The sequence below is a fragment of the Actinosynnema sp. ALI-1.44 genome, from assembly GCF_001984155.1.
Classification (GTDB): domain Bacteria; phylum Actinomycetota; class Actinomycetes; order Mycobacteriales; family Pseudonocardiaceae; genus Kibdelosporangium.
Window position 1 is genome coordinate 496,128 of the sequence record NZ_MTQO01000051.1, and the last position, 21,655, is coordinate 517,782.

At 68.2% G+C, this 21,655-nt stretch carries 19 protein-coding genes; 8 read left to right on the forward strand and 11 right to left on the reverse strand.

Annotated elements, in window-relative coordinates:
* Positions 1-98: 98 nt before the first annotated feature.
* Positions 99-464, reverse strand: coding sequence for a hypothetical protein (locus tag ALI144C_RS37360; protein WP_076991928.1), 366 nt, complete (start codon positions 462-464; stop codon positions 99-101).
* A 401-nt stretch (positions 465-865) separates the two neighbouring features.
* Here ALI144C_RS37360 and ALI144C_RS37365 point away from each other — a divergent pair, with 401 nt between their 5' ends.
* From ALI144C_RS37365 to ALI144C_RS37390, 6 genes are read left to right on the forward strand one after another with little or no spacing between them, the layout of a single operon-like run.
* On the forward strand, positions 866-1,561 hold the full coding sequence (locus tag ALI144C_RS37365; RefSeq protein ID WP_076991929.1) for a winged helix-turn-helix transcriptional regulator: 696 nt from the start codon (positions 866-868) through the stop codon (positions 1,559-1,561).
* A 13-nt stretch (positions 1,562-1,574) separates the two neighbouring features.
* Positions 1,575-2,468 (forward strand): crotonobetainyl-CoA--carnitine CoA-transferase, encoded by an 894-nt coding sequence (locus ALI144C_RS37370; RefSeq protein WP_143231095.1) that lies wholly within the window; start codon positions 1,575-1,577, stop codon positions 2,466-2,468.
* The gene (locus ALI144C_RS37375) at positions 2,465-3,751 is read left to right on the forward strand and encodes an aminotransferase class V-fold PLP-dependent enzyme (RefSeq protein WP_076991931.1); all 1,287 of its coding nucleotides are present in this window, start codon (positions 2,465-2,467) and stop codon (positions 3,749-3,751) included. Before ALI144C_RS37370 ends, ALI144C_RS37375 begins: the two co-directional genes overlap by 4 nt.
* A gap of 19 nt (positions 3,752-3,770) precedes the next feature.
* Positions 3,771-4,637 carry a class I SAM-dependent methyltransferase gene (locus ALI144C_RS37380; RefSeq protein WP_076991932.1) on the forward strand — a complete coding sequence of 289 codons (867 nt, stop codon included), beginning with the start codon at positions 3,771-3,773 and terminating at the stop codon, positions 4,635-4,637.
* Positions 4,634-5,755, forward strand: a complete 1,122-nt coding sequence (locus ALI144C_RS37385; RefSeq protein ID WP_076991933.1) for a trans-sulfuration enzyme family protein — start codon at positions 4,634-4,636, stop codon at positions 5,753-5,755. The genes ALI144C_RS37380 and ALI144C_RS37385 overlap by 4 nt, the downstream gene beginning before the upstream one ends.
* On the forward strand, positions 5,748-6,653 hold the full coding sequence (locus ALI144C_RS37390) for a homocysteine S-methyltransferase family protein (RefSeq protein WP_076991934.1): 906 nt from the start codon (positions 5,748-5,750) through the stop codon (positions 6,651-6,653). Before ALI144C_RS37385 ends, ALI144C_RS37390 begins: the two co-directional genes overlap by 8 nt.
* 36 nt (positions 6,654-6,689) lie before the next feature.
* Here the strand turns inward: ALI144C_RS37390 and ALI144C_RS37395 are convergent, their stop codons facing one another.
* The 4 genes from ALI144C_RS37395 to ALI144C_RS37410 all read right to left on the reverse strand — a co-directional run bounded on the left by ALI144C_RS37395 (position 6,690) and on the right by ALI144C_RS37410 (position 11,532).
* Positions 6,690-7,997, reverse strand: a complete 1,308-nt coding sequence (locus tag ALI144C_RS37395; RefSeq protein ID WP_076991935.1) for a metallopeptidase TldD-related protein — start codon at positions 7,995-7,997, stop codon at positions 6,690-6,692.
* Positions 7,994-9,436, reverse strand: coding sequence for a TldD/PmbA family protein (locus tag ALI144C_RS37400; RefSeq protein ID WP_143231096.1), 1,443 nt, complete (start codon positions 9,434-9,436; stop codon positions 7,994-7,996). Before ALI144C_RS37400 ends, ALI144C_RS37395 begins: the two co-directional genes overlap by 4 nt.
* 5 nt (positions 9,437-9,441) lie before the next feature.
* The gene (locus ALI144C_RS37405; RefSeq protein ID WP_076991937.1) at positions 9,442-10,680 is read right to left on the reverse strand and encodes a DUF885 domain-containing protein; all 1,239 of its coding nucleotides are present in this window, start codon (positions 10,678-10,680) and stop codon (positions 9,442-9,444) included.
* A 147-nt stretch (positions 10,681-10,827) separates the two neighbouring features.
* Positions 10,828-11,532 (reverse strand): DUF899 family protein, encoded by a 705-nt coding sequence (locus ALI144C_RS37410; RefSeq protein WP_076991938.1) that lies wholly within the window; start codon positions 11,530-11,532, stop codon positions 10,828-10,830.
* A gap of 131 nt (positions 11,533-11,663) precedes the next feature.
* On the opposite strand from ALI144C_RS37410, the gene ALI144C_RS37415 reads away from it, so the two are divergent.
* The gene (locus tag ALI144C_RS37415; protein WP_076991939.1) at positions 11,664-13,355 is read left to right on the forward strand and encodes an ABC transporter substrate-binding protein; all 1,692 of its coding nucleotides are present in this window, start codon (positions 11,664-11,666) and stop codon (positions 13,353-13,355) included.
* Positions 13,356-13,526: 171 nt separating this feature from the next.
* Here ALI144C_RS37415 and ALI144C_RS37420 read toward each other — a convergent pair whose 3' ends face one another.
* The 3 genes from ALI144C_RS37420 to ALI144C_RS37430 are packed head-to-tail and all read right to left on the reverse strand — an operon-like array spanning position 13,527 to position 16,841.
* A complete protein-coding gene (locus ALI144C_RS37420; protein ID WP_076991940.1) occupies positions 13,527-14,534 on the reverse strand; it encodes a 3-oxoacyl-ACP synthase III family protein in 1,008 nt (335 codons plus the stop codon).
* A complete protein-coding gene (locus ALI144C_RS37425) occupies positions 14,531-15,166 on the reverse strand; it encodes an SRPBCC family protein (RefSeq protein ID WP_076991941.1) in 636 nt (211 codons plus the stop codon). The genes ALI144C_RS37420 and ALI144C_RS37425 overlap by 4 nt, the downstream gene beginning before the upstream one ends.
* A complete protein-coding gene (locus ALI144C_RS37430) occupies positions 15,150-16,841 on the reverse strand; it encodes a thiamine pyrophosphate-binding protein (protein ID WP_076992064.1) in 1,692 nt (563 codons plus the stop codon). The genes ALI144C_RS37425 and ALI144C_RS37430 overlap by 17 nt, the downstream gene beginning before the upstream one ends.
* A 207-nt stretch (positions 16,842-17,048) precedes the next feature.
* Here ALI144C_RS37430 and ALI144C_RS37435 point away from each other — a divergent pair, with 207 nt between their 5' ends.
* Positions 17,049-17,699, forward strand: coding sequence for a YncE family protein (locus ALI144C_RS37435; protein ID WP_076991942.1), 651 nt, complete (start codon positions 17,049-17,051; stop codon positions 17,697-17,699).
* Positions 17,700-17,719: 20 nt separating this feature from the next.
* On the opposite strand, the gene ALI144C_RS37440 is transcribed toward ALI144C_RS37435, so the two are convergent.
* From ALI144C_RS37440 to ALI144C_RS37455, 3 genes are read right to left on the reverse strand one after another with little or no spacing between them, the layout of a single operon-like run.
* Entirely contained in the window at positions 17,720-19,009 is a 1,290-nt protein-coding gene (locus ALI144C_RS37440; protein WP_076991943.1) for an activator-dependent family glycosyltransferase, read from the reverse strand.
* A 12-nt stretch (positions 19,010-19,021) separates the two neighbouring features.
* Entirely contained in the window at positions 19,022-20,512 is a 1,491-nt protein-coding gene (locus tag ALI144C_RS56905; RefSeq protein ID WP_202819145.1) for an NAD-dependent epimerase/dehydratase family protein, read from the reverse strand.
* Between the two features lie 9 nt (positions 20,513-20,521).
* On the reverse strand, positions 20,522-21,631 hold the full coding sequence (locus ALI144C_RS37455; RefSeq protein ID WP_076991944.1) for a DegT/DnrJ/EryC1/StrS family aminotransferase: 1,110 nt from the start codon (positions 21,629-21,631) through the stop codon (positions 20,522-20,524).
* Between the last annotated feature and the right edge of the window lie 24 nt (positions 21,632-21,655).

Genomic DNA, 21,655 nt, shown 5'->3' on the forward strand with positions numbered 1-21,655 from the left:
CACGCGCGCAGTTTCCTGATCGGGTTCAACGTCGTCGCAGGTCACCCTGATCCACACCGCGTGCTCGCGTGAATCACCGCGGAGGAACGGGGTTTCGCCTACGAGGTACAGGGATGCGGGCGGCGCTTGCCGAGATGCTCCAACTGGATGGCCTCTCCGAGTTCGGCCAGTCGCTGGCGCATCGGCTCGGATCCGGCGATTTCCCTGCTGCGGGCGTAGAAGCGTTGTCGCCATGAACCACGGACTGGTGGTTCTTCGAGAGCGATCGTCAAGTCGAACTGAGCCAGGACGTACTCGACGGTGGCGATCTCGATATCGTCCAGACCGCGCCATGGTCCGTCCAGCTGTGCGAGCCGCTCCGCATCGCTGCTCGTGGTGCCAGGCCGGTCCTCGGCGTCGATCTCCGCGCGCTTGACCGAGGTCCGCAGCACCTCGGGATGGATCCCGAGCTGCTCGGTGTACACCGAGGCGATGCTCGTGACATGGGCGGCTGTTTCCGCTACGGACCGGGCGCCGACTGCGGTCGCGCACCGAGGATAACAGGTTCTCAAACTGAGTACCGGTTCGCTGAAGCGACTCCCGCACGTCCCGGCAGCGCTCCGACGTGATGCAGATGGTCACGGTCGAGAATGCTGCAGGAAAATTAATCGATGGAGCACACGTTGCACGGCTGCCCTGGGTTTATCCGATGTTTGGGTCAAGCGGTGGCTTCCTGAGTGTTCACTGGTGTTATCAGGACCAGCTTCGGTGAGGGGTGGTCGTCGTCTCAGTATGAGGACGTTCAGCCATCCACACCGCTAGCGTTTATAGTACTGCCAGGCCGCGTTCGAACTGACGCGACGTGGAGTGTGATGGAGTGCCTGCCATGACGACGAGGCGCAGCTATAACCAGTACTGCGGACTCGCTTCGGCGCTGAACGTGCTGGGCGAACGCTGGACGTTGCTGATCATCCGCGAGTTGCTGATGGGTCCGAGGCGCTACAGCGAACTGCTGTCCGACCTGCCTGGACTCGGCACCAACCTGCTGTCGGAACGGCTGAAGTTCCTCGTGGAGAACGAGGTGGTTCGCCAAACTGACGTGCAGGGCACCGGATTCCGGCTGTCCTATGAGCTCACCGAGACGGGACTGAGGTTGCGGCCTGCCGTGCTCAGCCTGGCCAGGTGGGGAATGGAGTTCGTCGACGAGGTGGCCGAGACGGATGTCGTTCGCGCGCACTGGGGATTCCTGGCGGTCGAGGCGATGATCGACACCGCCAGAGTGGGCGCGGTGGGCGAATCGTACGAATTTCGCGTAGAGGGCGAAATTTTCCATATCGACGTCGCCGACGGCAAAGCGAGGGCGGTCAAGGGTCCGGCCAGCAACCCGGCCATGGTCGCGGTCACCGACGCCACCACGTTCGTGCGCATCGGTTCCGGCAGGCTGACGCCCCTCGCCGCGATGGTGACCGGGAAGCTCAGTCTCGAAGGCGGTATCGACGCCGTGCTGCGCTGCTGCGAGCTGCTGGGCCTGGAAGCCGGTCCAGCGCAGACCGCCGCCGCGGGAGTCGCGCACCGGGTCTGAGCGCTCGCTGCGCGTGGTTGCCGCTTTAATTTTAAGTGGTAACCTGAGTCCGGTGGTCGACGATCCAACTCGGGTCGCGACGGGGGAGTCCGCATGCGACGGCAGGAGCGGAATGGTGTCGGGCACAGGCTTCACGGCAGCGAAACTGCGGGATGTGGCTCGCGACTACATCCGGACATCCGGCCTTGACCAGCATGACTTCGACGTCGCGGAGGGCAGTGGGCTTTTCCTTCTCGACGAAGGTTTCTGTCGTGATGTGGCAGCCGTCTTCGACGCGGCCCCGCTGCTCGACTTCGACACCGAACTCGCCGAACAGTACCTTATTTTCAAGTCAGAGAACCTGCGGCAGCTGGCGGCCCTGACCGAGGCGGGGCTGCGCGTGCGACCGTGGCGGCAGCCAGGTCAGCCTTACGCGACCTCGCGTGAGCTGCGCGAAAGTGTTTTGCACACTGGCACGTTGTACGTGTACATGACGATGTCGGGGCACGGTCCTGGCGAGGTCACCGGGTTCCACCCGTTGCGCGCGCCATCGGGCGTCCGGGCCGACGGCGTCGATTTCACCCACAACGACGTGTTCCGCGCGGTGCACGACGTCTTCGGGCACGTGGCGGAAGACGTGGACTTCGGTCCGCGCGGCGAGTTCATCGCGACCAAGAGCCATCTGCGGATGTACCCCGACGAAGTGCTGCCAGTGCTGTTCACCGAGCAGATCGGTCAGATCTGCTGGTTCTTCTTCGGCCCGCACCTGGCCGACAGCACCGGGCGGCTGCCGAGGCCGGGCGAGCCAGGCTACCTCCCACCGGCCAGGCGCCCGTACCCGCCGCAGAAGGTTTTCCCTTATCCCGTCGGGATTCTCAGCCGGTTCCGGGAACTGGTCGGCCATCAACCTGCAAGGAGTCCGGAATGACTGATGTGGCACCGGCACGGGATCACACCGAGGTGCTGCCCAGGTCGGTCAGGCACGACTTCCCCATCCTGCGGCAGACCTTCAACGGGTACCCGCTGACCTATCTGGACAACGCGGCGACGACGCAGAAGCCCCAGGCGGTTCTGGACGCCATCACCGACTACTACGCGACGGCCAACAGCAACGTCGGTCGTGGCTACTACCAGCTGAGCATGCGCTCGACGGATCGCTACGAGCAGGCGCGCGCAGTGGTCCAGCGGGCCGTCAACGCCGAGCACCCCGACGAGATCGTGTTCACCGCCGGCACGACAGCCGCGGTGAACCTGCTCGCCGACACGTTCGGCCGCAAGCATGTCGGCTGCGGGGACGAGGTCGTCGTCACCGGCATGGAGCACAACTCGAACACGCTGCCGTGGCGAAGGCTGGCCGAGCAGTCCGGCGCGCGGCTCGTCGTCGTTCCGGTGTCCGAGAACGGCTCCGTGGACATCGACACCTTCACGTCGGTCCTGGGCCCGCGTGTGCGGCTCGTGGCGGTGAGCCACGTTTCGAACGTGCTCGGCACGGTCAACCCGGTCCGGGAGATGATCGCCGAGGCGCATCGCCGGGACGTTCGCGTGGTCGTGGACGGCGCCCAGGCGATCGCGCACCGCACGGTCGACGTGCGTGATCTCGACGCGGACTTCTACTGCTTCTCCGGGCACAAGGTGTACGGCCCGCTGGGCGTCGGCGTGCTGTACGGCAAACGGGAAATACTCGCCGAGCTGCCGCCGTACCAGGTGGGCGGCGGAACCGTGAAAGGCGTGACCTTCACGGCGCCCGTGTCCTACGTCCCGACGCCCGCCCGGCTGGAAGCGGGCACGCCGCACATGGCGGGCGCTGTCGGGCTCGCGGCCGCGCTGCGGTACCTCGACGGGCTCGGCCGTGACGCGGTCAGCGCACATCAGGAAATGCTCGTCCGGCAGGCAGTCGACGCGTTGAACACGCTCGACGGCGTGCGGGTGGTCGGTGACCCGGCCAGTGCGCCCAACGGGATCGTGTCCTTCGTCGTCGACGGCATCCATCCGTACGACGTCGGCGGTCACCTGGACCAGCACGGCATCGCGGTGCGCAGCGGTGTGCACTGCGCGTCGACCTTCCTGGACAGCATGGACCTGGTCGGCACGGTCCGGATGTCGTTCGCCGTCTACAACACCTCCGACGAGATCGAACTGGTCCGGCGCGCCCTGGAGACGCTGCGCCCCGGACCATGGACCAAGGATCGGCCGACCACGCGGTTCCTCTGATCCGGTAAGGAGTCTCGGCATGACCTCGGTGGGCTTCGACCCGGTCGCGTTCAAGAACCAGCAGCGCGGCACGTGGGACGCGATCAGCGCCGGCTGGCAGAGCGAGCAGGCCGCATTTGAGCGTGGTGCGGCGGCGGCCACAGCGCGGCTGCTGGAACTGGCCGGGATTCGTCAGGGGCACCGGGTGCTCGACGTGGGCACCGGCATCGGCGAACCAGCGTTGACCGCGGCGGGGTTGACCGGCGCGAGCGGCCAGGTGCTGGGCGTCGACCTGTCGCCGCGGATGATAGAGGCGGCCCGTGCGCGCGGTGCGGGCGTGCCCGGCCTGGAGTTCCAGGTGGGGGACGTGGACTCGCTCGAGCTGCCCGCTGCCGGGTTCGACGCCGTGCTCAGCAGGTGGGGGCTGATGTTCGCGGTCGACCGCGTGGCCGCGTTCCGTTCGTTGGGACGGGTTCTGGCGCCCGGTGGCGTCCTGGCAGCGGCGGTGTGGAGCGCGCCCGAGCAGGCGCCGATGATGTCCCTCGGCTTCCGCGCGTTGGCCGAGCGGCTGGACATGCCACCCCCACCGCCCGGGATGCCGGGGCCGTTCAGCATGTCCGACCCCGAGCAGGTCGCGGGTGAACTGGTCGCGGCCGGTTTCACCGAGGTGTCCGTGACCGAGGGGGACTTGAGGTTCCCGTTCCGTTCCGGGGACGAGTACGTGGCCTTCAACAAAGCCGTCACGCCACCGTCGATGAAGGCCGCACTGGCGGAGAAGTTCGGCTCGGACGACGACCCGGAGACCTGGGCCGCGGTGCGGTCCGCGACCGAGCCGTACGCCTCGCCGGACGGCAGCGTGGTGCTCCCGGCCAAGACCCGCTATCTGCGCGCGGTGCGGCCACGATGAGGTTCGACACCAAGCTTGTCCACAGCGGATATGATGTGACCGCGTCGACCGGCGACGTGGTGCCGCCGATTCACCTGGCGGTCACCTACGACCGGCGGGCTCAGGAACCGGTCGAGTACTTCTACGGCAGGGGTGAGAATCCGACCAGGCAGGCGCTGGAGACCTGCCTGGCCGCGCTCGAGGACGCGGAGTTCGCCCTGACGTTCGCCAGCGGGCAGGCAGCCGGGGCCGCGGCGTTGTCCCTGCTCGAACCAGGTGACAGGCTGGTCTGCTCCGACGATGTCTACGGCGGCACGCACATGCTGTTGTCGGAGTACGCCCGCTACGGTGTGAACGTCGAGTACCTCGATTTGTCCACTCCGGACATCGTGCTGCCCGAAGACGTCCGGATGGTGTGGATCGAAGCGCCGACCAACCCCCTGCTCAAGGTGGCCGACATCGCGGCGATCGCCCGCCAGGGGCCCATCGTGCTGGTGGACAACACGTTCGCCAGTCCCGTGCTGCAGCAGCCACTGAGCCTCGGCGCGGACATCACCCTGTACAGCACGACGAAGTTCATCGCCGGGCACTCCGACGTACTCGGCGGCGCACTGGTGTTCAACGACCCGGCTTGGCAGGCGAGACTGCTCGGATATCGCACGGCGGTCGGCAGCGTCCCCGGTCCGCTGGACTGCTTCCTGGTTCACCGGGGCCTGAAGACGTTGTCGCTGCGGGTTTTCCGGCAGGTCGCCAACACGCGGGCGGTTGTCGAGGCGCTGCGGGACTGCCCGTCGGTCGGGCGTATCCACTATCCGGGGCTCCCCGAGCACCCCGGGCACGCGGTCGCGGCGCGGCAGATGTCCGAGCCGGGATCGATCGTGAGCTTCGAGTACCTCGGCGACGTGGCGAAGCTGATGGAACGCGTACGCCTGTTCGCGTGCGCGGTGAGCCTCGGCGGTGTTCGATCGCTGATCGAGTGTCCCGCCATGATGACCCACCGCCCAGTGCCCCGGCAGACCCGGCTGGCCCTCGGTATCGAGGACAACCTGGTGCGGCTCTCCCTCGGTATCGAGGATCCGGCGGACCTGGTGGAAGACCTGGTCACGGCAGTCAACGAAGCGGAGCGGCAAGATGGCTGACTCATCGAACGCACTGGTCCGGCTGGACGGCGGCCTGGCGACCGAACTCCAGCGCGCGGGCGTGACGCTGCGCGAGCCGTGGTGGACCACGGGTGTGCTGCGTGTGGAGACGGACCGCCGCCGACTGAGTGACATCCATCAGCGGTACCTCGCGGCAGGCGCGCAGGTGATCACGGCGAACACCTTCCGGACCAACCTCCGGACACTGCGGCAGACCGACCTCGACCCGGCCGGACAGGCATGGATGGTGCACGCCGCGATCGGTGTGGCGATGGCCGCCCGCAACCTGGCCGGTACCGGCCGGACACGCATCGTCGCGTCCGTGGCACCAGTGGAGGACTGCTACCGGCCGGACCTCGTGCCTTCGGACGAGGAACTGCGCGCGGAACACGCGTGGCTCGCGACCGAACTCTCCCGGTCCGGCGTACAGCACGTGCTGATCGAGACGATGAACACGACTCGCGAGGCACTCATCGCGCTCGAGGAGGCACAGAAGACGGGCATGCGCGCCTGGGTGAGTTTCGTGTGCGACGACGAGTTCTCCCTGCTGTCGGGCGAATCCCTCGCCGCCGCCGCGACGGCCGTCGAACGCGCCGGGGCGGACGCGGTCCTGGTCAACTGCGCCCCGCTCGCCCAGACCGAGGGCAGCATCCGGGTCCTGCGTGACGCGGTGTCGCTTCCCGTTGGTGCGTATCCGAATCTGGAGGACCGCAGCGGATCCCCCCGCTGGCAGCACGTGGAACGCGTGTTCCCGGTCGCTGTGGAGCCGCCCGCCTTCGCGGAGACCGCGCACCGCTGGCACACCGAACTCGGCGCCCGGATCATCGGCGGCTGCTGCGGCTCGACCCCGGACCACATCGCCGCGCTGTCGGCCGCGAACCTGACGAGAGTCGGGTGAGGGGCCTGGCTGTCGCGATCGGGGCGTTGGGACAGACTAGGGCACGGCTCCTGCTGGAAGGAGGTGGATGTTCGACACGCGAAGCGGCGGCATCGCGGTCAACACCTCGACATCGCCCCACTCGCGGGGCAGCGCGGGCTCGGTCTGTCCCACCTCGGTGATCCTGCCCAACAGCTCGACCGGGCTCTCGTTGAGGCGGAAGTCGTCGACAGCGGCCACGACCTCGCCGTCCTCGACGAGGTAGACGCCGTCGCGGGTGGTCCCGGTGAGCAGCAGCCGACGGGGATCGACTTCACGGAGGTACCACAGCGACGTGATCACGATGCCGCGCCGGGTCGCGGCGATCATCTCGGACAGCGACCGGTTGCCTGGCCCGGACAGCACGAGGTTGCCGATCTCCGGCGTGACCGGATGGCCGGATGTCCGGGCGGTGTGCCGCGTTTGGACGAGCGCCCGCAGGACGCCGTCCGACATCCACTCGGTCGGCGCCAGCGGGAGGCCGGTGTCGAAGACGGACAGCGTCTCGCCGGACGACCGCGCCACCACGAACGGGGAACAGGACAGCCCAGGGATGGCCGGGTCGCTGCGCAACGTCAACGGAATCGAACTCAGCCGGTCGCCGAGGGCCAGCGGGGAGTAGCCGTCGAGTGCGGCCCGCATACCCGCCGCGCCGTACAACCGCAGCATCAGATCGGCGACGCAGGAAGGCGCCAGCAGGACTTCGTAATCGTCCTCGGGCAACGAGGTCCGGCGACGTGCCCAGCCCAGTCCTCTGTGTACTTGCGAGACCAGGTCCGGCAGCGAATCCGTCGCCCTCGCCCCCGCCCAGCTGGAGGTTCCGTCAGCATGGGCGACGAGGTCGACGAGGCCCGCCTGCCGAACGTCGCGAAGCCGTGTCCCGGCGGTCGAGCCCACATACGTGGAGCGCACCGAATGCTCCGCGTAGCCGGACAACTGGCCGCTGGGAGCGGTGAAAGCCTCGGCCAGCTCGGGCAGGAGCGCGTCGAGGACCCGCAGGGACGTCTCCGCCGGCGGCGCGTCCCAGTCCGAACTGGCCGAGACGACCAGGGGCGCGGCGTCCTCGGCGGGAGGCACACGGCGCGCGATCCGTTCAGCCGCGCGAACCAGGTCGCCGGGGTCGGCGATGGCGCCGCTGTGCGAGACGACACCGACAGAGGATCCGGCGATGGCGGCGACGGTCACCCGACGTGACCGGACAGAGCCGTTCGTCGTCACGCGGTCACGAGCCCACCGGACGTTGAGGGTCGCGATGTCGTCCGCGATCACGACACACGAACCGCTGCTCGCGGCCAGGGCATCCGCCACGACCGCCTGGACTGTCACGACCCACCCCCGGTGTTGATCACCTGGATCTGCCGCACCAGCACGGAAGGAGACCCGTGGCTCACCGCAGCCGCCTGCACGGGCTGCCCCTTGCCGCACAGGTCGGCACCGAACACCTGGTACGTCCCGGGTCCGCCGGTCCCGTCGAGCGAGCCCCAGAAGGCCGTGGTCACACCGGTGTAGGCGACGTCACGCAGCGGCTCGGCGAGCTGTCCGTGCCGGATCCGGTGGCAGCGCTGCGCGGTGAACTGGAAGTTCTGCCGCGAGGCGTCGATCGACCAACTGTCCGCACCCGCGATGTGGATGCCGTCCTCGACCGCGGCGATCAGCTCCGCGGTGTCCGGGCCTCCTGGCGACGGCTGGACGGACACGTTGGGCATGCGGGAGATCGGGACGTGCAGGCCGGACTCGGCGTAGGAACAGCCGTTGGACCGTTCGGCGCCGAACAGCCGGGCCGTGTGTCGGTCGAACTGGAGGCCCACCAACACGCCCTGATCGATCAACGGCCACGACTGAGCCGCCACGCCCTCGTCGTCGTACCCGATCGTGGCAAGGGAGTGTTCGGCCGTCCGGTCAGCCGTGACGGACAGGTGCGCCGACCCGTAGCGCAGTGCGCCCACGTGTTCGGGTGAGACGAACGTGGTGCCCGCGTATGAGGTTTCGTACCCGAGGGCCCGGTCGAGCTCGGTGGCGTGTCCGATGGTCTCGTGCACGGTGAGCCACAGGTTCGACGGCTCGATCACCAGGTCGTAGCGGCCGGGCTCGACCGGCGTCGCGCTCGTCTTCGCGGCGAGCTGGGACGGCATCTCTGCCAGTTCGCTGTCCCAGTCCCAGCCCGTGCCTGTCACGTACTCCCAGCCCCGTGCGGTCGGCGGCCCGCACGACCGCAGCGTGGCGCCGTCGCCGAAGGCGAGCACCTGCGGGTGGATCCGGACCCGCTCCTGGGTGGCCGTGGTCCCGGCGAGATCCGCGTAGAACTTGTTCTCCCGCACCAGCACCAGTTTGGCCATCACGTGCGCGACCCGCGGGGCACCGAGCAATCGCCCGCTCCAGTCGGCGAGCAGCGCCACGCGTTCGTCCTCCGGTACCCCGAACGGGTCGACCGCACACGGCCCCACCCAGCTCACGTCGCCGTACCCGGGTTCCTCCGCAGGTTCCCCGTGACGGCCACCGACCGCGACCGCCTTGGCGATCGCGACGGCCTGTTCGACAACGGCGACAGCCGACGAGATGGTCACGTCGACGCCAGCCGCGAACCCCCAGGCGCCATCGTGCACCACACGCACCGAGAACCCGGTGTCCGTGGCATCCTGAGTGCTCACGACATTGGCGTCACGCAGCAACAGTCCCGCCGTGCGGACTTGGTCCTCCCTGAACCACGCGTGGGAACAGCCCAGTTCGTGGGCCCGCTGGAGCGCTGCCGCCGCGACCTGCCACACGCCCGTCACAGTGCGGCGGCGAGGTCGGCGGGCAACAGCGGTTCACGCAACAGCACGTCGTACCGCTCCGCCGCGCTCTGCCCGGCGGGCCGGGCCGCCATCCACTGGCCGACCAGCTGGGCGCCTTCGATGTACGTCGTGGTGTATGCCCGCCACAGCGGGTCGGTGAGGAACCGGACCATGTGCCGGGCGCGTTCCTCGGTCAACAACAGCCACCGCCGGAGGTAGTTGATCACGTCATCGGGATCGGCGCCTTTGTCGTGCAACAGGATCGCCGCGTCCTGGCGGGCGGGGAGCAACCGCACGATCAGGGCGAGCATCTGTTCGACCAGCTCACCTTCGACGCGCACACCGTGTTCGGCGAGAATCTCCTCGGTCCAGGCTCCCCAGCCCGACGGCATGACCGCGTAGAGCGCCGCCTCACCCATTCCCTCGGCGATCAGGCACTGCGGCGTGTTCACCAGCGCGATCGTGTGCTCACGCCAGCCCCGCCCGACGACGAGTTCGGCTTCCTTGACGCAGTGGTCCGTGTGGTGACCGGGATAGGACTCGTGGGTGACCTGCACGGGTAGTGCCGCGATGTTGCGGCCTGACGTCGCGTTGAACTCGACGGTGGAGCGCAGGCCGCCGTGATAGTGGTTGAAGGCGTTCCAAGGCTTGTCGTGGACGATCCGGTAGGTCAGGTGTTCCCGCTCTGGCAGGCCGAACAACGGCGTGACCAGTGCACGCAGCCGCTCGGACACGGCGAGCACGCACCGTTCCAGACTTTCCGGCGGGACGTGGTTGCGCTCCATGAACTGCCCCACGCGGTCCAGCAAGCTGCCGGAGCCGGGCACCAACTCGGCGATGGAGTCGTGCACGTCCGCGTACCGCTGCGGGTCACCGACCTCAATGGACACCTGGAAGTACGCTTCGATCTCGGTGTGGAACGGGATCTCCACCCCGGCCATCCGCCGCGCGGCGCACTCCAGCGCGGTCAGCTGCGCGGCGAGAAAACGCTGCCGTGGCTCGACGAGCCCGCTGTCCGGCAGGTGCTCGATCAGTCCGCGCGCCTGCGCGGCCAGGTCGAGAGGGTTCGGCTTCGGCTCCTGGTCGACCTGACGCGCCAGCTCGGCGTCGCCGAACCAGCAGTCCACGAAGCCGTCGGCCAGCCTGCCGAGGCGAAGGCCCAGCCGCAGGTAGTCGGTGACCAGCTGTTCGCCCGTCGCGGTGCCCGGTGCCGCCGGGTGGGACTGCTGCCGCACAGGTGATCCCTCCGTGTCTCGACGACCTTCGGATCCCCTAGAACGATATCAGATTTTAAAGTAAAATGGGTGGCGTGAGGTCCACTAGCCGGCGGCCACACACCAGGCGGCCCCGCCCGGAACTGCCTCGGGCGGGGCCGTGTGCCGTCATCCGCGCAGGCGCCCCGCATAGTCGTTCTCGGCGTACCACTCGCCGCGGCCGGAGGGCAGCAGGTCCAGCACGTTCCACACGGGAGACAACTGGTCGATGCCGCGTTGCGCGTCGTCGATGAAGTTGGCGGGCAGGGTATAGAAATGCCGGACCTGCTCGCCGTCCCGGACGAACACGCTGGCCATCGGCCGCTGCGAGCCGTCCGGCTGCTCGGCGTTGAGGTCCGCGTTGAAACTGGTGCCGTGGGCGGACAGGATGCGCAGCCCGTCCCAGCCGCGCCTGCGGGCCCATTCCCGCAGCTTCGGCAGCGGTGCCTTGCCGACCACCGCGAACGCCGTGTTCTGGGCGAGATGCCTGGACACACCGTGGAACCCGTCCACCCACATCGAGCACATCGGACACGCCGCGTCGTCGTCCGGGTGAAACATCAGGTGGTACACGAAGAGCGTGTCGTGCGTGCCGAACAGCTCGGCCAGCGCGGTCTGCCGGACGGGCTCGGCGAGGCCGAGATCCACCGGGCCCTCGGTCAGCCGGTAGTCCGCGAGCACCATGCCGGGCGGCATCGCGCGGCGGGCGGCCGCGACCTGTTCTATCTGGTCGCGCAGGACCCGTTCGGCCCTGGCGAGTTCGATCCGCGCGGCGATGTACTCGTCGCTCGCGCCTGCCGGCCACATCGGGGGCACGTTCTCCACGTCGGTCATGGTCGCGCTGTCTCCAGGTTCTCCCGTGCTGTTCGAGGCGCGGCTACTCTACTTCAATATAAGATGGTAACGTCGGTGGCCTGATCGAGCGGAACTCTCCGGTCACCACTTCGCCCGGGAGGCACTGGACCATGGTGCGAACAGAGCCGCGACACGGCGGCACGCTCCGATACTTCGGCCCTGGCAGTATGGATCACGTCGACCCGGCCAGCGCCTACTACGCGTTGTCGCACCAGATAATCCGGCTGTACGCGCGTCAGCTGTTCAACTACCCGACCGCGGTGGACATGTCGGCGCTGACCCCGGTGCCGGACGTGGCGGCTGAAGTGCCCACAGTGGACAAGGGCGGGATCAGCGCGGACCTGTGCACCTACACGATCGGCCTGCGCGAGGGCGTCTACTGGGACACCACCCCGCCGCGGCCGGTGACCGCGGCGGACTTCGTGCGCGGCTTCAAGCGGATGTGCAATCCGGTGGCCGGCGCGGGCGCGATCGCCTACTACACCAGCACCATCAAGGGCATGTCGGAGTTCGCGGCGGGGTATCGCGACGTCCCCGGCGACGCGGCGGCACTGGCCGCGTACCAGAACACCCACGAGATCTCCGGCCTGCGCGCCCTGGACGACCGGACGCTGCGGATCGACCTGGTGCGCCCGGCCAACGACCTGCTCAACATCCTGTCGATGACCTTCGCGTCGGCGGCGCCGGTCGAGTACGACCAGTACGTCCCCGACAGCGCGGAGTTCTGTGCCAACATCCGCTCGAACGGTCCCTACAGGCTGACGTCGTACGAGCACGGCCGGACGCTCACAATGGAGCGCAATCCCGCGTGGCGACAGGAAGGCGACCCGCTGCGCCACCAGTACGTCGATGCCATCGAGGTCAAGATGGAACGCGTGACCCAGGATCGGGTGCGGCGCGCGATGGACACCGGCGAGGCGGACCTGTCGTGGGCGTCACCGGTGATCGTGAAGGACGGCAGCCGCGCCCCGGACGCCGACCGTCATCTCGGGTACGCGTTGAACCCGTACATCGTGTTCAACCTGCGCAGCCCCAACGAGCGGGGCGCGGTCGGCAATGTGCTGGTCCGGCGCGCCATCGCCTACGCGGTGAACAAGGCCGCGGTGGTGAAACTGTTCGACGCGCTGGACGCGGGCACCCAGACGCAGCCCGCCCACACGGCGATTCCACCGGGCAACTTCGGATACCGGGACTACAACCTGTACCCGACTCCAGGGGATCGCGGCGATCCGGCGCGGTGCCGTGAACTGCTCGCGGAGGCCGGGTACCCGGACGGGTTGACGTTGACGGCGCTGTACCGCAACGTGGACGTCCACCCGGAGGTCGCCAAGTCCTACACCCACGACCTCGCGGCCGGTGGGATCACGGTGAACCTCGTACCGGTGAGCCAGTCCGACTACTACCGGCTGCTGCAGGATCCCGAACGGGCTGTGCGGGGCGAGTGGGACTTCACCGCGGCCGCGTGGACCCCGGACTGGTTCGGCAACAACGGGCGCGCGTACATCCAGCCGATGTTCCAGTCGAACTTCGCTCCGGGCACCGCCAACTACGGCGACTACAGCAACTCCGAGGTCGACCGGTTGATCCAGGAAGCACTGGCCGCCCAGGACACCGAGCACGCCAAGGAACTGTGGCACCGGATCGACCGGATGGTCCTGCAGGACGTGGCCATCGTGCCCATCCTGGTCCACGAGCCGACGATCCCGCACATGACCAGCAAGCGGGTCAGGAACGCCATTCCGATGCCGCACATCGACCGCTGGTTCGACGCGACCAACCTGTGGCTGGACCCGCCGGACTAGGTCGTGTGGCGCGGGGCACTGGCTTGGGTCCCACCTCCGGGAGGCTGGTGGGCGTGCAGCCCCGCGCCATGACGCCCACACCGTCACCAGCACCGACAAGCCGGATCCCAGCAAGCTGGCCCCCGCGTTCCGGCCGTGTCGACGGACGGAACGCGGGGAGTTTGTGCCAGGTCAGTTGCGCCAGCGGATGGCGGCGGCACCGGCGAAGTCACCGGCGTGGGCGAAGCCCGCGAGCATCAGCAGTGAGTCGTCCGCGACGCGACCGGCCCGCAGTTCGCGGTCGAGGGTGATCGGGACTCCAGCCGCGAAGATGTTGCCGCACTCGTCGAAAGTGTCCGGATAGGACTCCTTCGCCAGCCCCAGCGCGTCCCGCCAGCGGCGCAGGAACACCCGGTTGGGCTGGTTGGTCACGAACGTGTCGATGTCCTTTGTCTGGACGCCGATCCGCTCGCACACCGCACCGACCGCGTCGGGCACGAGCTTCGTCCCGCGTGCGATCACCTCGGCCACCTTGTGCTCGGTGAAGCCGATGTGCATCTGCTCCTCGCCGGGCTCCCAGTACTTGCGGCCGTTGTCCAGTTCGAGGGTCATGTCCCCGGCGTAACCGGGGATGTGCCGGGCTTCGACGTCCAGGATCGGCGAGTGGCTCGACGTGGTCAGCAGACCCGCTCCCGCCCCGTCGCCGGGGATCGCCGCCTGGGCCATCGTGCGGACCACGCTCTGGTCGAACATCTGCCCGGCGGTGTTGGCCACCGCGCAGACCAGGGCCGACCTGGCATCCGTGGTGAGCAGGAAGTGCCTGGCCAGCTTGATCATGTGCAGGAACGAGGCACAGCCGCCGTTGTGCAGGTCGTACACCCATTCCGGCCGCATGCCGAGCCGTCTGGCGACGTCTCCGCCGCAGCCGAACAGCGGCGAGTCCGGCAGTTGGACATGCGTGATCAGCACGTCCACCTCGCGCAGCGTCTTCATGCCGTGGCGCTGCGCCAAGCTCTCCACCGTACGCTCGATCATGTCCACAGCTGACTCGTCCGGCGCCACGTGGTGACGGAACGCGGGCGCGGAGAACATGACGCTGCCTGCGAGCTTGTCGGAGGCCGCCAGGTCAGCGTAGTACTGGGCGGGAACGCGTTTCTCCGGCAGATATCCCGCGACATCCACCAGGCTGACGCTCCTCACAACGCCGCCTTGGTCCGTACCGGTGCCACCGGCAGGCCGTTGGCATGGCGGTACTCGCAGATCAGCTTCAGGTTGTTCAGCTCGATCCGGTGACCGGCAGCGAACAGACCCCAGAAGTCACCGACCCACGGCCTGTCTTTCGGCGCGGTGGCCGCGTTCGGGTTGTCCGCGTAGAACGGGTGCCTGCAGTTGGTCCACTGCACCACGCATCCCGGCTTGTTCAGCACGGTCCGCGCGTCGATCACGCGCATCAGGTAGATCATCCAGAGGTGCTCGCCCTGATCCCACGCGCAGTGGTAGTCCACAGTCATCGCGTCCGGGTTCGCCTCCGTCCGCGTGTAGATCAAGGTGTCCGGGACGAGCAGGTCCTTGGACACGTACACGCCGGGCGAGTCGGTCTCTGTGAAGTCGCGCAGTGTCATCGTCCACTCGTCGAGGGACCTGGTGTCGGCGATGTAGTCGTACACGTCACGCGCCGGGGCGTCGAAGTGGTCGATGACGTGGCAGTACCGGCCGTAGATCTCGTCGTGCGTGTACTGGGACCGGGTCATGGACTCGACCTTCGCCAGCGCGACGTCGATCGGCGTGGTGTCGATACGGATCAGTCCCGGAATGTCAGCCAGCGTGGACACAGTGGTTCTCCTCGGCCAGGAACGGAACGAACGGGGGGATCTCGTCGGGGTCACAGTCGACAGCCACGAAAGCGGGGCCGGACGTCGCATTGGACTCGAACAGCGCCGTGGCCAGGTCGTCCACTGTGCGTGGCGCGTACGCGTTGAGAGAGGGGAACATCGCGGCGACACCAGCGGCCAGATCGGACTTGCGGAACCGGTTGTAGCTGTACTCACCGCCGTAGTACAGCTGTTCGCGCGTCACGCACATGGCGTGCGCGTTGTTGTTCATGATCACGAAGGTGACGGGCAGGTCGTACTCGACCGCCGTGTGGATTTCCAGACCGTGCATGTAGAAAGCACCGTCACCGGCGAGCACGTACGTACGCGCGGCGCCGCCGAACGTCGCCCCGATGCCCGCGCCGAACGTGTAACCCATCCCGCCCATCCCCAGCGCCACAACGAACCGGCCATGCTTCGGCGCCAGGATGTTGTGGATGACGGCGGCACAGGCGTTGCCCGCGTCCACGAACACGCTGGCGTTGTCGGGTACCGCCGCGTTGATCGCGGTGACGACCTCGGCGTAGCCGAGGCCGCTGCCGCGTTTGGGCGGCACACGCAGCGGCTCCGGCGCACGGTGGACACTCGGTCTCGTCGTGGCCGCCGGTGCGAGCCTGTCTCCGAGCGCGGCCAGCGTGGACGCCAGCGCACCTGGCACGAGCGTGCCGTCCACAAAGGGCTGTTCGTTGTCCAGGCAGATGACCGGGATCTCCGTGAGGATCTGCTCGAGACCGGTGCGCGCGACCATCGGCAGGCGGGTGCCCACCAGCAGGCACGCCGAGGCGGTCCGCAGGTGCTCGGCGACCGCCGGGTGGCCCATGATGCCTGCCACGCCGAGGAACCGCGCGTGGTGGTTGTCGAACACGTCCCTGGCGTCCGGTGCCACCGCGACCTTCGCGTCCAGCCGTTCGGCGAGCCTCGCCAGTCCGGGACGCGCGTTCGCACGCGCGACACCGTCACCCGCGATGATCACCACCGGCCCGCTCGCCCTGGCCCGCTCGATCTGGTCGGCAACATCAGTCACGTCGGGGACCGCGGTCACACCGTCGCATGCGGACGAGGCCGCCACCGGACTGGTCATCGGCGCCTGCTGGATGTCCTTGGGCAGCAGCAGAACCGCTGGACCGTGCGGCGCCGACAACGCGGCCGAGATGGCCTCCGACAGGAGCGCGGGCAACTCGTCCACATCCTTGACGAGCGCGCAGTACCGTGACACGGCGGAAAAAACGTGCGCGCCGTCCAGTGATCCGGTCAGGCCGCTGGAGTCCTGGAAGACGCCCTGTCCGGTCAGCGAGGTGGGCGGCTGCCCGGCGAGGGCCAGCACGGGCACGCGCGACATGAAAGCCTCACCGAGCCCGGCCAGGAGGTTCAGCGCGCCGCCGCCGGACGTCGCCGCCACGACACCGAGCTGATTGGTGGTGCGAGCGAACCCGTCGGCCATGGTGGCCGCGGAGAACTCGTGTTTGGCCAGGACGCCGGTGATCGAGCCGTGCCGCTGCACGGCGTCGTACAGGTCTTCGATGTTCGCGCCGCCGACACCGAACAGGTGGCTGACACCGAGTGACGCGAGCCTGTCGACGATGTGGTCGACGGCTCGGTACTGGTCGAGTAACCGATGACTGGTCGGACTGGGCATTCGCATCAACGATGCCTCGCTCTCGTATTTCGACCGGCCGGTCACCGCAGTGACCTGGCCTGGAAGCCCCGCAGCTCAGAGCAAGCGCCGCTACTTTTTACTAAAGTAAAATACATGGTGTCAACCCCTACCCAGCGATGTTGGCTTGACTCGCTATCTGCTTTGCAAGCAAGATGGCAGGACGTCGATTCGCGAAGGGGCTACCCGATGCCTGCTGGCAAGATCGAGACAGCGCCGATCGTCACCACCCTCCCCGGACCCGCGGGCTACATGTGCGGGCTCACCTTCGACGGAACCCTGTTGTGGCACTCGGACCAGGACGCGGAACGCGTGTTCGCCATCGACCCCGCGGACGGGTCCGTGGTCAACGAGTTCGGCTGCACCATGGTCCGCGCCGACCTCGCCCACAACGGCCGGCTGCTGTGCCAGGTGGGCGGACGGCCGAAACGCGTGGTCCTGATCGACCCGGCGACCGGCGCCGTCGTCGGCGAGAAACCGGTCCTGCCGTCAAGCGGCCGGCTGACCGGCCTGGAGAGCTCGGCAGCCGGTTTCTGGATGATCCTGCGCGGCCCGACCACAGTGGAGCTGCGGGATCCGCAGACGATGGAGGTCATCAAGGCGTTCCCCGCGCTCGGCGAGTCACCGTCCGGTCTGACCTACGCCGATGGCGTCATCGTCTACGGCGACTACGACGACGCTGTCCTGCACGCCATGGACTCGTCCACCGGCGCCCACCTCGGCACTGTCGCCGTTCCCGGCCGTCCGACCGGCATCACGTGGGACGGAAGACACCTGTGGTACTGCGACTTCGCGGCCCGCAGCTTCCGGGCGACGGAGCTGGGGTCGGTCCTGGCCTGACCGGATCCCGTCGCCACGCATCAGGGCACCGGGTTCGCTGCGTGCGCGACGAGGTCGGGGACCAGGTCGTACGGAGTGGGGGTCTTGAGCAGCTCCGCACGGGCCTCGGTGGCCTGCTCGGCGAAGGACGGTTCGGTCAGCACCCGTTCGAGCTGACGGCGGACCAGGTCGGGGGAGAGGTTGTCCGGCGTGATGGACACGCCGACGCCCCGCCGTACCAGCGCTTCCGCCTTCGCGGTCTCGTCCCACAGGGTGCCCGGCACGATCAGCTGCGGAACGCCGTGCAGCAACGCCGTGCTCAGCGTCCCGGTCCCGCCGTGGTGGATGATCGCCGAACAGCTCGGCAGCAACTCGTTGAGCGGCACGAAGTCGCAGACCCTGACGTTGTCCGGCAGGTCGGGAACCTCGGCCAGCTGCTTCGTGTCGAGTGTCGCGATCACCTCGACGTCGAGTTCCGCCATGGCCTTGAGCAGCTCCGGGACGGTCACCGCGGGCTCGGACATGTCCGACACGGACGTGCTGCTGTCCACCGGCATCCGGCCGGTCAGCCCCAGGGTGAGGCACACCCTTGGCTTCGTCGGCGCTGCCATCAGCCAGCTGGGCACGCTTGTGGTGCCGTGGAAGGGGACCTGCCGCATCGCGAGGTACCTGATGCCCACGGCGGGACGCATCCACGACGGCAACGGATCGATCGTGGCCTGCCCGCAGACCATGGTCTCGTCGAACGTGCCGCCGTGCGCGGCCACCTTGCGGGTCAGCCACTCGGCCATCGGGTCGTCCGGCGCGGCGTGTGTGCGGGCCAGGTCCAGGAACACGTCCCGCATCCGGCCGAGGACGTCCACTCCGGACAGCAGACGGATCTGCGGGATACCGAGCACACTCGCCACCACGGGCGCCGAGTAGCACATCGAGTCCCAGATGACCAGGTCCGGCCGCCAGTCCTCGGCCACCGCCAGGAGGCCGGCGATCAGCCCGTCGTCGGAGAACGCGTCGAACGCCAGTGGCGCCGAGACGTGCACCCGGAACACGTTTCGAACGTAGTCCCAGGTCAGCACCTCCGGACGGGACTCGGCCATCCGGTAGCCCGAGCCGTACACGGTCTGCTCGAACGGCACGTCCTCGTGCCGGGCGGCGAGCTCCAGCGGCTCGCCGACCGCCACGGAGGTCAGCCCGGCCTGCTGGATGACCGGGGTGATGTCGGGATGGCCCGCCACCCGGACCTCGTGTCCCGCCGACCGCAGAGCCCACGCGAGCGGAGCCAGGTTGTACACATGCGACGGCACGGCGAAGGTCTTGAACAACACGCGCATGTTATGTCCCCCTTAGGATCGGACGCCGACAAAGACCCCACGGCCGGCTGGGTCGCCCGGCAGGTACTCCACGTCGCATCCCGCCGCTCGGAAGGCCTGTTCGTACTCCTCGCGCGTGAACAGGGTGATCCGGTGGCAGTCGGCGAAGTGTTGGATTCCCTTGCCCGGCTCGGCGACGATGTAGTGCACCTCGATCCGGGTGGCCGTGCCCGCCCGCACCGAGTGCGACACCCGGGCGATGGTCATGCCGTTGTCGGTGACCACGTCGGATCCCACGTAACCGGGCAGGAACGTCTCCGGGAACCACCACGGGTCGATCGCGATGACACCGCCCGGCGTGAGGTGCTCGGCGAAGGACCGCAGCGTCTGCGCCAGTTCGTAGGTCGTGTCCAGGTGGCCGATGGAGCTGAACATGCACGTGACGGCGTCGAACCGGCGTGCCAGCCGGAACTGGCGCATGTCGCCGTGGTGCACCGTGATGCCCGGGATCCGCCTGGCGGCGGCGCTGATCATCTCCCGCGACAGTTCAAGGCCTTCGACGTGCCGGAACGCCTTGTCGAAGTGGTGCAGGTGGCCACCATACCCGCATGCGACGTCGAGCAGCGACGACGCGTCCGGTTTTCGGTCCAGTACCAGTTTGGTGATCGTGTTCGACTCGGCCTCGTAGTCCTTGCCGCGGCCGCGGTAGAACGCCTCGTAGGTTTCGGCGCGGTCGTAGATGTCGCGTTGCTTCTCGTCGGCTGCCGCGGTTCCCGGTGGCATGGGGTCCTTTCCTATGTAGCGGTCCAGCAGGGCCGACAGGTAGTCCGGCCCGAAGCCGAAATCCGTCACCTCCGGTACTAGTTCGCGGAGTCGTGCCGTCGAAACGGTCGTCTCGGTCCGCGGCACGTCGACCATGTGCCATTCGGCGACGCGGCCGAGCCGCTGTTCGATGCCGCACACGACCGTCTCCATGCGCTGCGGGATGCCGGAGGCGATGTTGACGACCGTGTTGCGGACGCCGTCGGCGAGCAGGCGGTCCAGTGCGGTCACCATGTGCCGCACGTCGACCATGTCGCGGTACGTGTCGCGGTGGACCGTGACACGGCCGGACAACACTCCCTTGACCAGCAGCGGGATCGTCTGGTGCGGAGGTTGCCCGTCCCCGATCAGGTGGGTCAGCCGCAGGATCAGCCAGTCCGCGCCGGACGACCGGACCGCGGCCTCCAACGCGAGCTTGTGCCTGCCGTAGACCGATGTGGGGTACACCGGGCCGTCCTCGGTGCCCGGCGAGCCGTCGGCCCCGTAGATGGCGTGCGAGGACGTCGAGAAGAACACCACGGTCCGGCGTTCGGCCCGGCATCGCCGCAGCACCTGGTAGACCAGTTCGGCCTCCCGGTCGAACGCGGCCACGTCCTCGATTGCCGTGGTCGACACGCCCGCCGCGACAACCGTGACATCCGGGTGCCTGTCCGCGAGCGGCGCCAGGTGGCGGGCTGTGAACCCCCGGCCGACGATCTCCATCCGCGCTCCTCAGAGTCCGGCCAGGACTTCGCGCACCGCGTTGATCACCTTGTCCTGCACACCGGGGGACAGGGACGGGTACATCGGCAGCGAGAAGATCTGGTCCGCCATGGCCTCGGTGACCGGCAGCGAGTCGTGTGGATAGCCCAGGTGTGCGAACCCGGACATGGTGTGCACCGGCCAGCGGTAGCTCACGTTCAGTTCGATGTCGTACTCCCGCAGGCGGTTGAGGATCTCGTCGCGCCACGGGTGGCGCACCACGTACAGGTAGTACACGTGGTCGTTGCCCGGCGCGATCTCCGGCAGCACCAGGCCGGTGTCGCCGAGGCCGTCGGCGTAGCGGCGGGCGACCGCGCGCCGTGCCGCGATGTACCGGTCCATCCTGGTCAGCTTGCGGCGCAGGATCTCTGCCTGGACCTCGTCCAACCTGCTGTTGTGCCCGGGCGTGGCGACCACGTGGTAACGCTCCCGCATACCGTAGTACCGCAACCGCCGCAGGTCGGCTGCCACGTTGTCGTCGGATGTGATCACGGCACCGCCGTCGCCGTACGCACCGAGAACCTTGGTGGGGTAGAACGAGAACGCGGCGGCCGAGCCCATCGTCCCGGCGAGTTCGCCGTGGTGGCGCGCGCCGTGCGACTGCGCGCAGTCTTCCAGAATGGGCAGTCCGTGCTCCGCCGCGATCCCGCGCAACGAGGCCATGTCGACACACTGCCCATAGAGGTGGACGGGTAACAGGCAGCGGGTCCGGTCCGTGATTGCGTCCGCCACCTGGCTGGTGTCCATCAGGTACGTGTCCTCGTGGATGTCGACGAACACCGGCCTCGCGCCGATCTGGTCGATGGCCACGACCGTCGGCGCCGCGGTGTTGGACACTGTGATCACCTCGTCGCCGCGGCCGATCCCCAGGGCCCGGAGCGCGAGCACGATGGCGTTCGTTCCATTGTCGCAACTGACGCAATGGCGCGCGCCGTGGTACCACGCGTACTCTTCCTCGAACTGTCGGACGCACTCGCCGAGCACCAGGCGGCCCGACCGGAAGACCTGGTCGACTGCTTCGAGGATGTCGTCTCGCTCCGCCTCGTACTCCTGGCGGTAATCCCACACCAGTGTAGTCATGCAGCGCTCCGTCCCGCAGTCGGT

What these genes read in the sequence shown, in the direction of transcription:
- ALI144C_RS37365 (WP_076991929.1), top strand. Translation starts at nt 866, where the DNA reads ATGACGACGAGGCGCAGCTATAACCAGTACTGCGGACTCGCTTCGGCG.
- ALI144C_RS37375 (WP_076991931.1), top strand. Translation starts at nt 2,465, where the DNA reads ATGACTGATGTGGCACCGGCACGGGATCACACCGAGGTGCTGCCCAGG.
- ALI144C_RS37380 (WP_076991932.1), top strand. Translation starts at nt 3,771, where the DNA reads ATGACCTCGGTGGGCTTCGACCCGGTCGCGTTCAAGAACCAGCAGCGC.
- ALI144C_RS37385 (WP_076991933.1), top strand. Translation starts at nt 4,634, where the DNA reads ATGAGGTTCGACACCAAGCTTGTCCACAGCGGATATGATGTGACCGCG.
- ALI144C_RS37390 (WP_076991934.1), top strand. Translation starts at nt 5,748, where the DNA reads ATGGCTGACTCATCGAACGCACTGGTCCGGCTGGACGGCGGCCTGGCG.
- ALI144C_RS37410 (WP_076991938.1), bottom strand. Translation starts at nt 11,532, where the DNA reads ATGACCGACGTGGAGAACGTGCCCCCGATGTGGCCGGCAGGCGCGAGC.
- ALI144C_RS37415 (WP_076991939.1), top strand. Translation starts at nt 11,664, where the DNA reads ATGGTGCGAACAGAGCCGCGACACGGCGGCACGCTCCGATACTTCGGC.
- ALI144C_RS37430 (WP_076992064.1), bottom strand. Translation starts at nt 16,841, where the DNA reads ATGCCCAGTCCGACCAGTCATCGGTTACTCGACCAGTACCGAGCCGTC.
- ALI144C_RS37435 (WP_076991942.1), top strand. Translation starts at nt 17,049, where the DNA reads ATGCCTGCTGGCAAGATCGAGACAGCGCCGATCGTCACCACCCTCCCC.
- ALI144C_RS37440 (WP_076991943.1), bottom strand. Translation starts at nt 19,009, where the DNA reads ATGCGCGTGTTGTTCAAGACCTTCGCCGTGCCGTCGCATGTGTACAAC.
- ALI144C_RS56905 (WP_202819145.1), bottom strand. Translation starts at nt 20,512, where the DNA reads ATGGAGATCGTCGGCCGGGGGTTCACAGCCCGCCACCTGGCGCCGCTC.
- ALI144C_RS37455 (WP_076991944.1), bottom strand. Translation starts at nt 21,631, where the DNA reads ATGACTACACTGGTGTGGGATTACCGCCAGGAGTACGAGGCGGAGCGA.